The 12,419-nt window shown below is 32.0% G+C and carries 12 protein-coding genes; 6 read left to right on the top strand and 6 right to left on the bottom strand.

All coding sequences use genetic code 11. From position 1 onward, the window contains the following. Window positions 1–75: 75 nt before the first annotated feature. Together BW939_RS04900 and BW939_RS04895 are read left to right on the top strand one after the other, a co-directional pair. Window positions 76–627 carry a DUF1543 domain-containing protein gene (locus tag BW939_RS04900; protein WP_076450441.1) on the top strand — a complete coding sequence of 184 codons (552 nt, stop codon included), beginning with the start codon at window positions 76–78 and terminating at the stop codon, window positions 625–627. Window positions 628–635: 8 nt separating this feature from the next. Further along, window positions 636–1,745: a 5-(carboxyamino)imidazole ribonucleotide synthase gene (locus tag BW939_RS04895; protein WP_076450439.1), complete on the top strand. Its 1,110-nt coding sequence runs from the start codon at window positions 636–638 to the stop codon at window positions 1,743–1,745. A 46-nt stretch (window positions 1,746–1,791) separates the two neighbouring features. Here the strand turns inward: BW939_RS04895 and BW939_RS04890 are convergent, their stop codons facing one another. Beyond that, window positions 1,792–2,151 (bottom strand): hypothetical protein, encoded by a 360-nt coding sequence (locus BW939_RS04890; RefSeq protein ID WP_076450438.1) that lies wholly within the window; start codon window positions 2,149–2,151, stop codon window positions 1,792–1,794. A 240-nt stretch (window positions 2,152–2,391) separates the two neighbouring features. On the opposite strand from BW939_RS04890, the gene BW939_RS04885 reads away from it, so the two are divergent. After that, window positions 2,392–2,934, top strand: a complete 543-nt coding sequence (locus tag BW939_RS04885) for a lipocalin family protein (RefSeq protein WP_076450436.1) — start codon at window positions 2,392–2,394, stop codon at window positions 2,932–2,934. 239 nt (window positions 2,935–3,173) lie between these two features. Here the strand turns inward: BW939_RS04885 and BW939_RS04880 are convergent, their stop codons facing one another. The 5 genes from BW939_RS04880 to BW939_RS04860 all read right to left on the bottom strand — a co-directional run bounded on the left by BW939_RS04880 (window position 3,174) and on the right by BW939_RS04860 (window position 8,644). Then, window positions 3,174–4,367, bottom strand: coding sequence for a vWA domain-containing protein (locus BW939_RS04880; protein ID WP_084566599.1), 1,194 nt, complete (start codon window positions 4,365–4,367; stop codon window positions 3,174–3,176). Window positions 4,368–4,425: 58 nt separating this feature from the next. Further along, the gene (locus BW939_RS04875) at window positions 4,426–6,021 is read right to left on the bottom strand and encodes a DUF4139 domain-containing protein (RefSeq protein ID WP_084566598.1); all 1,596 of its coding nucleotides are present in this window, start codon (window positions 6,019–6,021) and stop codon (window positions 4,426–4,428) included. Window positions 6,022–6,162: 141 nt separating this feature from the next. After that, window positions 6,163–6,837 (bottom strand): SIMPL domain-containing protein, encoded by a 675-nt coding sequence (locus BW939_RS04870; RefSeq protein ID WP_076450431.1) that lies wholly within the window; start codon window positions 6,835–6,837, stop codon window positions 6,163–6,165. 169 nt (window positions 6,838–7,006) lie between these two features. Beyond that, complete coding sequence (locus BW939_RS04865) at window positions 7,007–7,843, bottom strand: hypothetical protein (protein WP_123891534.1); 837 nt, start codon at window positions 7,841–7,843, stop codon at window positions 7,007–7,009. A 327-nt stretch (window positions 7,844–8,170) separates the two neighbouring features. Beyond that, on the bottom strand, window positions 8,171–8,644 hold the full coding sequence (locus tag BW939_RS04860; RefSeq protein WP_123891533.1) for a hypothetical protein: 474 nt from the start codon (window positions 8,642–8,644) through the stop codon (window positions 8,171–8,173). Between the two features lie 232 nt (window positions 8,645–8,876). Between BW939_RS04860 and BW939_RS04855 the strand changes: the two genes are divergently transcribed. Genes BW939_RS04855 through BW939_RS04845 form a run of 3 tightly spaced genes read left to right on the top strand, consistent with a single transcriptional unit; the run spans window position 8,877 to window position 12,383 of the window. Next, window positions 8,877–10,646, top strand: a complete 1,770-nt coding sequence (locus BW939_RS04855) for a tetratricopeptide repeat-containing sensor histidine kinase (protein WP_084566597.1) — start codon at window positions 8,877–8,879, stop codon at window positions 10,644–10,646. 11 nt (window positions 10,647–10,657) lie between these two features. After that, window positions 10,658–11,638 (top strand): hypothetical protein, encoded by a 981-nt coding sequence (locus BW939_RS04850; protein ID WP_076450426.1) that lies wholly within the window; start codon window positions 10,658–10,660, stop codon window positions 11,636–11,638. A 10-nt stretch (window positions 11,639–11,648) separates the two neighbouring features. Further along, window positions 11,649–12,383 carry a LytR/AlgR family response regulator transcription factor gene (locus BW939_RS04845; protein WP_076450424.1) on the top strand — a complete coding sequence of 245 codons (735 nt, stop codon included), beginning with the start codon at window positions 11,649–11,651 and terminating at the stop codon, window positions 12,381–12,383. Window positions 12,384–12,419 lie beyond the last annotated feature (36 nt).

Below are 12,419 nucleotides of genomic sequence, written 5' to 3'. Positions count from 1 at the left end.
AAACTATTGAGGTTTTCAGGCAAACATTCATTAAAGATTATTTTTTGCTGTATTTTTGCAAAAATAAAAGTCATAATGAAATTGTTTTATGTCATTTTGGGAGCAACACCCAAAGGCAGGAATATTGAGCAGCACGATGTTTTTTTCGGGATTGCAGAAAACCTAAAAGACTTAGTTCCCGATATGAAAGATTTCTGGAAAGAAGCCGAAGGGAAAATTCATATTGATTGCTTTCAGGAAGTGAAATTCGCAGATGGTTTTGAAGTGAAAATCGTAGAAAAAGTAGCAAGCATTACAGAAAATCAATTGTATTTTATCAATTTAGGAGGCTATAAGAAAGGCTATTTCGAAGAATTCCACGAACAGCATTTGATGGTAGGAACTTCAATGGCTGAAATTGTAAAAAAAGCTAAACAAACAGAGTTTTATAAAAAGATGGGATTTGCCGGAGCAGCTAGTCATATTGATGATAAACATGGCGTTGATATTGATGATATTTTTAATGTAAATGATATTCTTCCTGAAAAAATGAAAGAAAAATATTCAATTGTATTAACTAAATCTGATGCGGAAAATGAGGAGAATATAATGGGATTGGGATATTTGAGAATTGATAAAATTAAATAAAATAAAAAATGAAAATAGGAATTTTAGGAGGCGGGCAGCTCGGTAGGATGCTCATTCAGGAAGCACTGAAGTATGATGATGAATTTTACACTTTAGATCCGGCTGCTGATGCGCCTTGTCACAATATTTCATATTTTACGCAGGGAAGTTTTAATGATTATGAAACGGTTTTAGATTTCGGAAAAGATAAAGATGTTGTAACGATTGAAATTGAGCACGTCAACGCAGATGCTTTGGCAGAACTAGAAAACCAAGGTATAAAAGTGGTTCCTAATGCTCAGATTATTAAAACCATTCAGCAAAAAATTCTTCAGAAAGAATTCTATAAAGTACATAATATTCCGAGTCCTGATTTTGAAATTATGGATGGAAGTTCAGATGAAATAAAAATAGATTTTCCTTTTGTACAAAAGCTAAATACTGGCGGATACGACGGAAAAGGGGTGCAAATTATCCGAAATTCTGACGACTTGAAAAATCTTTGGACTGAAGATTCTGTTTTGGAAAATCTTGTTGATATTGATAAAGAACTTTCTGTGATTGTTGCCATTAACGAAAACGGAGAGACGAAAACGTTCCCCGTAACAGAAATGGTTGCCGATCCTAAATTAAATTTGCTTGATTTTAATATTTGTCCGGTTTTTTTAAGTGAAGAAATTGAGAATCAAATAGATTCAATTACAGAAAAATTCGTGAATGCTGTCAATTCGCCGGGACTTTTTGCAATTGAATTATTTTTGGATAAAGAAGGAAAAGTTTGGGTGAATGAGACGGCTCCAAGACTTCACAATTCTGGCCATCAAAGCCAAGAAGGAAACGCAAATTCACAGTTTGAGCAAATGTATCGTGTGGTGAAAAATTTACCTTTAGCCGACACTAATGCCATCATTTACAGTGGAATGTTGAATTTGGTAGGTGCAGAAGGCTTTTCGGGCAAAGTAATTTATGAAGGCATGGAAGACGTTTTAAAGCTTCCCGAAACCTATATTCACCTTTATGGAAAAACAGAAACGAAACCCGGAAGAAAAATGGGACACATCAATGTTTTGGCAGATTCCAGAGAGGAACTGATGGAGAAATTGGTGGAAGTGAAAGCGATGGTGAGAGTGATTGCTTAAGATTTTTAAAATATATTGAGAAAGACTGCCGAAAAGCAGTCTTTTCTTATTTTGATACTATTTTAGGGAAATCAATCGTCCATTTTTTTTCTTGTGAATTCCAAATTAAAAATGGCCCGCCTAGTCCATCGTTATAAAACAATTCATAATTTCCGATTTGGTCTTTTGTGTAAATTGGTTTTTGTAAATCTTCTTTCTGTAAACCCAATTTTTCTAAAGTCTTCCAATCATTCACTTCAGGAAGTTTGCCGTTCTTGTTTTTGTAGACTTCGATTTTCTTAATCAACTCGTTTCCAAAATTAATATCAGATTTTCGGGTAATTGTAATAGGAAGATTCCAATAAATAGCGAATAAGAGTACAAAAAATCCTATGACGGAAAAAATAATAACTAAAACTTTTTTCATGATTTTAAAATTTAATCTTTTTTAAAGACATTTTGTACCTATTTGCTAAGTTCGAAGTTTATACTCATCCTGCAGAAATCTTTTTTTTTTGAAAACAATTACTATATAAAATTCTTTGTCTGCCCATTCATAAAACTAAGCATTTTCATGAATAAAGTACATTCTATAAATTTAAAATAATTTAACATAATTCAATAGGCATTATTTTTGAATTCATTTTTAGATTATAAAATAATTAGCATGAAAACATATCAAAAATTACTTTTGCCATTTGCAGTTGGAGTTTTAGGATTAATAATTTTTAATTCTTGCTCTGTTGGACTTCCGGAAAATGCAGTAGCAGTTCAAAATTTTAATTCCGACAAATATCTTGGAAAATGGTATGAGATTGCAAGATTTGATTATAAATTTGAGAAAGATATGGATAATGTTACTGCAACCTATTCTATAAACGAAAACGGGAACATCAATGTTCAAAACCGAGGTTACAATTATGTAAAAAAAGAATGGAAAGAGTCTGTAGGCGAGGCAAAATTTGTTAATAAAAAGACAGAAGCACAGCTGAAAGTTTCTTTTTTCAAACCCATCTGGGCTGGTTATAATGTAATTGATATTGATGAAGATTACCAATATGCTTTGGTAGTAGGTAGCAGTTTAAAATACATGTGGATCCTCTCTAGAACACCTGAAATTCCTGAAACCACAAAACTTCGTTTTCTTGCAAAAGCTCAAAAATTAGGTTACAATACCGATGATTTGATTTGGGTAAAACATAATCTATAAAGAAAAATGAGTGGATTCAATCTTCATTTAAAAAAAAAATAAATTTTAAAAAAATCTCTTTCAGAAAAATGTTTGGGGAGACCATATTTCGTCCCCCCAAACTTAATAAACAATATTAACACTTATTTTTTTTCTATAGTTGGCTAAAATTTGATATATTTTATCATAGAATTTTTTTTTCCATCTTATTTCAAATTTGTCCTTAAGTACTTTGCCAATTTCAATTGCGTATTTTATATTTAATAATGATACCCTTTCTTTTTTGCCAATTCTACAATAGATTTTTCAATCGCTTTTCCCAAATCATCGCCATCAGCATTTCCACGCTTTTTCATTTCAGAATCTATAAAAATTTGTCTCTTTTTAGCTAAAGCTTCTATTTCTTTCTGAATTTCATTGCGTTCTGTAGATTTTTTGGCAATAATTTTATTAATTTCATCTCTGCTTTTTCCTTTCAACTCAGAAGGTAATTCTTCTTCTTTAATTGATGAAATGTAGCTTCTGTCTTTTTCAATCTTATCCACCAAATCCCAATGATCGTTTTTGTATGCATTTTTCTTAGACTTACTTACTGCACGTTCTACAGCGTTTGAAGACGACTGCATTTCTGCATTAGCATCTTGTGTGGTCTGTTTGCTTTTCATCTCAGAACCTCTTGTCCCGTAAGAAATGTAAGTATCATTGAGTTGAGAATTATACTGCGATATTTTCACATCATAAGGCGTTTCAATATAAATTAATTTTTGATTGCTGTTGATGTTGAAATATTTTCCTTCTCCTAAAGTTGCTCCGTTTTGCCAAAACGTCTGTATTCCCTCATCACGGCTTCCGCAGAAAATAGTATTGGTATAAATATTTTTTTCCTTGGCACCCAAAATAGTTTCTTTATAATTGATTCTTCCTTGGTTGAAAGCTTCGTTTCCTGCAATATAAATCAGTTTCATGCTTTTTTCGTTTCCGTCCCAATTCAGATTCATGGATGCATCACGGATTACTGCACCGCAATATTCATTTCCACCATTGGTTTTTAGAGCAAAAAGTTTTTCTGAAACCAAATCTAAATCCTGAGTCAACGGAGTAACCTGTCTGATGTAATTTTCGTCTTTCAAGCCGTCGTTTCCGTATTCATAAAGTGCGATTTCCACTTGTGGAGACGCTCCGTTGTACTTCAAAGTAGTTAAAGTATTCACAATATTCCAAAGTCTTGATTTTGCCTGATCGATGAGTCCATCCATACTATTAGAGGTGTCCAGAAGCAGAGCAACCTGAATTTTATTGTCTTTTGAGATGGTAATTTGCGGCTCTGTGGAAATATTACTTTCTACCAATGCTCTGTCTTTGGCTTTACTGCTGCAACGAAGGTCTGAGATTTTTCCTGTGCTTAAAAAAGCAACTGCACTTGTTGTGAATGCTAAAAATTTTAATGTATTCATAACGTATTTTTTAATGGTTAATTGAAATATTATTTAATTTTCTCCAAGGACTCTAAAACTATCGACTGTAATACTGAATCTGCATTTCTTTCGGATACTTTACCTCATAAGAGAAATTAATTTTATCTGATGTTCCGTTAGAAATATTTCTGTTCCACAGAATACTTCCTGTTTTTTCATCGTAAATTCCGTTGCCGATTTCTAAAGATTTTACTGTGATTTTTGAATTTTCGCTTAAAGGAAGCTGATCCAGAATTTCCAATTCTATATTTTCTTTCGTATTGTTTCTTACCGTTATTTGATAAGATTCGGTTTCCCATTTATTTGAGTTGAGGTTTTTCTGTGAAGTTTTATCTTCAAGCTTGATTCTTTTTACAACAATTCTCTCATCAACACCCAGAGAAATAGGGAATTCTTCTTTCACATAATTGCTTGTTATATTGGTTTTACCGATGTAATTATCTTCAAAATAAATATTAGCTTCGCCAGATATAAGGTTTAAATTTTGCCAGTTTTTTACGAATGCCATTAAGAAAACCTGATTGTTCAGCTTCGGAACGGTGTGGTATTTATAGGTTGCATCCACCTGTTTTTTATCCAGAATCACATATTGCTCTTTTTCCTGACTTAGGATGGTTTGGTTGTATTTTAATTCATACAAAATATTCATCTGATTATCCGAAACAGTCGCAACAGGAATCTGACTTGGGGCAGCAACTTCAGCTCTCATCTGATAAGAATTTGATTCGGCTGAAACTGCTTTTTTAGCATATCCAATTTTTACATCTTCATTATTGTAAGCGGTGTACTCAGCGACATAAAGCGGTGATAAAATTGGTCTGTTTTGGTTATACGAAGGTCTGTAAGTAGACACAAATAGTTTCACATTACTCCAGTCTTGCCCGGTTTTTTGGTAAATTTTTCCTTTGTAGACAATTTCCAGAGGTTTTTTGGTGGATAAAGCTCTCAAATCATAAGACGGAACCCAGCCTGCATTAGAAACGATGTAGCTTACTCCGAGATTAAGATTCATTTCATTTTCGGCAAGAATTTCGAGAACCAATTCTTTTGTATTGGTATTTTTATGAGTCTGTTCTTCAGCAAATTGTTTGTTGATTTTAGCAATACTTTCATCAAAAACAGATTTTTGTTCATTCAGAAGAAAAACCAGATTATCAATTTCCAGCATTCTTTTGCGATAAAATTCTGTCAGCTTAATCAATTGTTCCTGCGGAGTAGATTTGTCGTTCGTTGAAACTTTAAGATTGTCATTAATGATATTTTGTTCGCCCGTCAAATTATTAATTTGAATATTCAATAAATTGACTTGTCTCTGAATTTTTTTTCTTTCATCATCCAGCTTTTTTTCGCCATCGGTCAATTCATCATTTTTAAGATAATTACTTTGTGGAGTGATAGACAAAAGGGTTGTATTTTTCTCCAGATTGATTTTGTATGTGTTTTCATCCAAGTCATTCGGGAGATTGATGATTTTAACCACATTTCTTCCTTTTTGAAGAGTAACATTTGTGTTTCCGAAAACCTTAGCTCCCTGCAAAAATACAGTTGCCTGTTTTACCTCGATTTCCTTTTTAATTTCCTGAGATTTAAAAATCGAAACCATAAAAATGAGTATAAAAAAAGAGTGTCGCATTGTTTATTATTTTAAAGTTCTACAGTAAAATTAGCCCGATTAAAAACCAAAAATTTGAAGACTTGGTGAACTGAGGTTTTCACTTGGTGGAAGTTTTTAGACAAAAAAAAAGACAGCCATTTCAGACTGCCTCATAAAAAACTAAAGAATTTCGTATCTCGTTTTGATGCTGAATTTCAGCTTAATATTTTCTATGTTATCAAAAGCAAAATCAACACTTTGGTCGGCTGCTTCCATCTGTACGTTGGCCATTTTGCTTCTGTAAGCTACGGGCATTACAGAGTCACTCATGTAATCTTCAATTTCGGTGATTTCCAAAGGCGTTCCGGTTTTTTTTCCGATGCTTTCCAAAAGATAATCTGCTTTTTCTTTGGCCGCTTTCAAGGCATTGATTTTTACCGTTTTTCTGAAATCTGCAATTTTTGTGTTTTTAATTTCGGCAATATTCAGATTGCTTACCCATTTCTGGTTTAAATCTTCAAAAAGCTTACTGACATTGGTTTTAGCATTTACTTTAAACTGAAAACTCTTGGTAAACTTGGTTGTTTTAGAATACAAATTCTGGTACATTGATTTGAATTTGACATCTTCATTTTTCACTCCGTTGGTTTTCAGCGTTTCAAATAAAAGTTTTTCGTTGTCGGCTAATTGATTTTTGTTGTCGGCTTTTATCCCGATGCTAAAGATGATTTCATCAGGTTCCACTTCCATTTCGGCAACTCCTGTTACCTCGATTGCGTTTTTTTTGATTTCCTGCGCATTCACCAAACTTCCTGCTGCAAAGATTCCTACTAATAAAAGGTGTTTCAGTTTCATAATGTAAATATTTATTGTTTTTATCGGTATTATGCAATCGTTTCTTCGATTTCATAATTTCTTGTTTTAAATTTCTAAAGCAAAATTACTTCTAATACTAACTGAATTTTTGTAAACTTGGTAAACTGAGGTTTTCACTTGGTGAAAGAATATTTGCTGCGATTAATGGTTAATCTATCAATACATGAAACCTTTCTTGTAACACATTCATTTTTTTATGGTTAATCGATTTAGCATTGATCAATTGATTATTAAAAGAAAAAATAATAGAACTATCTTTCTTGCTTTTCGCGAAGAAATGCTTTGAAATGTTGTGTTGGTTATCTTCAAGAATCAATTGGTTGTCAAAAGAAACATCATAATGAAATGCGGTCATCTTTTCCGAAGACTTTTCCATAAAAATCAAGTATTGGTCTTTATGAAAGAATACGTATTGATATGGACTTTCGGAAGAAGTGATCTGATAAGCTCCTTTTAATTGTGTTGAATTAATTTTGTCATTGGTGTGAAAATTTTCATCCAAATACGGCATCCCAATTTTGATAAATACGATTCCTAAAATGACAATCTTTAAAAAAGTTTTATACGGAAGAAATGAAGCTGGGTTAAGAAAAGTTTCTTTTGGAAGTTTAATAATTTTCAGAAAAAGTTTCCATCCGGTTTTTCTTACAAGAAAGATGCTCATTAAAAGTAAAATGAAGGAAAAGAATTTTACGGAAATATCAAACCCAATATTGATGATCAGTATTTGAGTAAAACATATAATCGCAAATAACAATCCCAAAAACTGAAAACGTCTGAACAACAATAGAATTCCTGATAAAAATTCAATACATCCAATAATCGTGTTGTAAATTTTAGACGTTCCTATTGTACTCCAGTATAAAATATCTTTATCTAAGTTTCCAAACCTTGTGAACAGAATATTAGATTCAGGCTCCGGAAATTGGGTTTTGAAAATTTTGTCAATACCATATTTTATTAAAATAATAGAAATGTATATCACACAAATATATTTTGTTGTCAATAAAAAACGTTTTGCCCATTTTTTCTTTATCAGAAAACTCAGAATCACCGATGTAAAAAGTAAAATAATGATTAAAACCAACATCGAATAACTATCTGAACTGTAATCTATTCTGATGGTCTTTTTATTGAAGAAGTGTTCTAAAACCAATCGAGTAAAATCTCCAAATATGAAATAAGTAATTTTTAACTGCAAATCACTTAAAAAATTCAACGGAAAGAAAAGGATAAATTGTAGAAAAAAACAGCTAAAAAAAATAGTAAGTTTTCCTACATTCATTGATTTACTATACACAATTGTAAGATTTTAACGATTTTTTCTATAGATAAATATTGAAGCAAATACAGCAATACTTATTACAAATAAATACATCATTTCCTCTTTTGATTTGAAATTATTTATCTCAGCTTTTTTGATTATTTTTTTCGTGGAAATTGGCTTGTAAGTTTTTGTTTTCTTGTCATATTTCAGAAAAACAGTACTGTCTATATCGTTTTGAAAGTTGTAATTTTCTTTAAGTATTTTTTTTACGTTATCAATATTTTCGTTAGAAAAAATTGCATGATTATAAACGGTATCTCTTCCTGGTTTCCATTTTTCTGGGGTTTCGCTTCTTCGGGTTTTACAAAATGTTGATGTTACAATGATGCTTTTTTTGTCGTCAATGATAATCACACTGTCTAATTTTGAATTAGTCACAAATCTTTCCGGTGCAGCTCCAAGATTAGAATAATTGGTATTGTAATGGTCTTCTACAATACTTTTTTCAAAATATTTCATATCACCGCTGTGGCTTTTATAGGATATTAATTTGGTCTGAGATTGAATGTTAGAGCTACACAATAACACGACAAAATGAACTAAATAGGATAAATTTTTCATGATAATTAAGTTTAAATTATACTGCAAACTTAATTGCCTTTTAAAAGCTGTTTGAAACCAACTTGGTGAAACCTATTTTTCACTTGGTGAATCATTTTTCGTACTTCAATTATATGTATATCTTTGTTTTATGAAATTTTACCATTTATTTTTTGCCTTGGTCTTCACATTTCTTTGGAATAACACTTATTCTCAAGTCAATGTTGCGAAAGAAGTTTCCAGCGAAAGTAAAATATTGAGAAAAGCAGTCGAAAAAAAGGATGAATCTGCAGAAGCAGAGTCTTATTTTAAGATTGGTGAGTCTTATTTTAATGCCTCTAATTTTTCTAAAAGTGAAGAATATTTTTTAAAATCTAAAAACATCTACGAAACGCTGAATGACAAGCAGAATCTGGAGAAAGTCGCAAGAAAATTGGCGCAGTCGCAAGAAAATCAGAATAAATTGAAAGCTGCCGCAAAAAATTATGAGGTAGCATCAAAAGTTGGCTATTCTAAGACCAAAAAAATACAGAATTCAAACGATGCTTCAAGGCTGAATTCAAGCTCACCCGTGATGAGAATGGAAGCCATCCAAAACAACATTCAAATCAGCGAAAAAGAAAATAACAAGGAAGATCTTGCAACCGGATATTCTCAAATGGCAGAAGCAAATCTTGAAGAAAAAGACATCCCAAAAGCGGAAGAAAATCTTACAGCTGCCTACAAAATATCAAAAGATGAATCTCCACAGCAAGCTTTGGCAATCAACCAAAAACTGACCGATCTCTACGTTGTAAACAAAGACTTTGATAAAGCAATCAAAGCGAAAAAGGAGGTTTTAAAAGAAGATTTCGTAAAGGATAATTCTCAGAAAAAAGTGGAGCAAATCCAAGAACTTGCTGATATTTACATTAAAAAAAACGACCCTAAAGAAGCCATTGTTTTATTAAAAAATGCTTATGATATTGCTTTGAATAAAGGTCATACTCTTGAAGCACAAAAAAGTGTAAAACGACTCGATAGTTTGTATGCAATTTCTCAAAACACCAATGCTTCCGTGCAATTGTATCGTGATTTTCTTGGGAAATTACCAGATTTGGTTTCTAAAGACCGAAGTTTAGTAGATAATAAAATTCTTGAAGATACCGAACAGCGAATTTCACAACTCGAGCAGGAAAAAAAGCTGAAAGACGAACTAATAAGAAAGAAAAATCTCTTTAATTACAGTTTGATTGCAGCATTGGCTATTTTAATTGGTTTAATATTCTTCATTTTCAGAACATTGAAAAAAGTTCAGATTAAGAATAAGAAAATCGCTTTACAGTCGCTGCGCCGTGAGATGAATCCGCATTTTATTTTTAATAGCTTAAACTCTGTGAATCATTTTATTGCAACGAATAACGAGCTGGAAGCCAACCAATATTTAACCAAATTTTCAAAATTGATGCGGGGCGTGATGGAAAATTCTACAGAAGATTTTATTCCGTTTCAGCAGGAATTAGATTTGCTTCAGAATTATCTGGCTTTGGAAAAAACCCGTTTTGCAGATAGGTTTGATTATGAAATCGAGGTCGATGAAAGTCTGAATACTCAAAGTTTGAAAGTTCCCGGAATGCTGGTGCAACCGTTCCTTGAAAACGCTGTCTGGCACGGCTTGCGTTACCGAACTACGAAAGGATTTCTAAAATTAAAATTCGAGAAATCGTCTGAAAATCTGAAAATCACCATCGAAGACAACGGCATTGGCATCGAAGAAAGTAAAAAGCAAAAAACCGAGCATCAGAAAACCAGAAAAGGCCGCGGCATGAAAAACACTTTGGAAAGAATTGCTTTGCTGAATGATTTGTATCAGAAAAATATAAGTACTGAAATTACTGACAAACCTAACGCCAATGGTGTTTTGGTAATAATTAAGATTTAAAATTAGGAAAGATGACTAAAAAAATAAGTTTGTTTATTTTCATACTAATTCTCTGGAATATTTCAGCACAAAATCAAAATTTTTATGAGTTTCGGCATGATTACAAAATGGGCGTTGTAGATGCTCAGGGTAATGAAGTAGTAGAACCCAAATATGATTGGAAACTATATATTTTAAACCATAACTCTCCCTATTTTGTATTGATGAGCAAAGCAATAGACCCACTCATTGTTAATAAAAAAACAGGTAAAACGGAAAGTATACAATACATTACTGGAGCATATTTAATTGATTTGAACAAATCTGAATACATCTACATTCACGATGAAAAAAGTGGTTTTTTAATGGATAATAAAAATCTTGAACAAAGAATTCAACTTCCAAAAATGTATCATGATGTAATACAAGAAGAAGATTATTTATTTGGAATTAACAGCAACGGAAAAGCGGACGTAATCGCAAAAAATAACATTTCTGAAATTTTAACGAGTGTAGATTTTGCTAGCGTTGATGCTTATTTAGATTCTAAATTAAATAATATTTATGTAGTACATAGTGCCAAACACACAAGTTTTTTTGACGAAAATTTCAACTCATTATTTAAAACAAAAACCCGGCTGAAAGACTTTAAAAAAGTGGCTACCTTCTTAAAGACAAAAGAAATACAGATCAAAGAAAAGACCTATCCTATTGATGAAGCGACAACTGGACCTGCTGCAGAATATCCACATTTCGATATAAAAAAAACAGAAGAACAAACATTCCTTTGTTACATCAGTGAATCTATAACATCTCAGCAAAATTTGTTTACATTTAATCCCAAAAAATTTAGATTAGGCACAGATCGATACAACAACGAATTAACGTTTTCACGAAATGAAGATAACCGTGTGTTTGATTATATTTCCTTTTATATCGATGTAAAAAACAAGCAAATTTTGTTTCCAAAAAAATACTGGAATAGCATCGATCTAAAAGAAAATTCTAACTAAAAAATAGATAATGAAAATAAAATCTGTAATCGTAGACGACGAAAAAATTGCCAGAGAAGTTCTAAGAAATTATCTCACAAAATACTGTCCGCAAATCGAGATTTTGGGTGAAGCGGAAAACATTAAAGAAGCCGTTCCGTTGATTGCCGAAACCTCACCTCAATTGGTTTTTCTTGACGTAGAAATGCCTTTCGGGAATGCTTTTGATGTGTTGGAAGCTACCAAAGAATTCTCCTACGAAACGATATTCATCACCGCATTTTCACAATATTCGCTTCAGGCTTTGAATAAATCTGCGAGTTATTATATTTTAAAACCAATTGACATTCAGGAATTGATTGTGGCAGTCAATAAAGTGGCTGAAAGCATTCAAAATAAAGAAGAACTCAACCGCAATAAAATTCTTCTTGAAAATTTAAAATTAAAACCCGAAAAACAACAGTTGATTCTCCCAACTTTGCAGGGTTTTGATGTGGTAAAGACAGAAGATATTGTGAGACTTCAGGCTGATGGAAATTTCACGCAAGTTTACCTTACAGACGGTTCAAAGAAAATGGTTTGCCGGTTTTTAAAACATTTTGATGATTTACTAGATAATCCTTTTGTGAGAGTTCATCGTTCGCACATTATCAATACTGGGTTTGTAAAATCTTACCACAAAAGCGGAACGGCTACCCTTTCTGATCATACTGAAATAGAAGTTTCATCCAGTTTTAAGGAACAATTTTTAAAGGTTTTTTCTTAAAAATTAAAATCTTTTGAATCATTAAAAAGATGTAAG

Origin of the sequence: Chryseobacterium piscicola, assembly GCF_900156685.1 — a bacterium.
Lineage (GTDB): Bacteria > Bacteroidota > Bacteroidia > Flavobacteriales > Weeksellaceae > Chryseobacterium > Chryseobacterium piscicola.
Note: the sequence above shows the minus strand (reverse complement) of the source record. Positions and strands in the feature narration are given on the sequence as shown.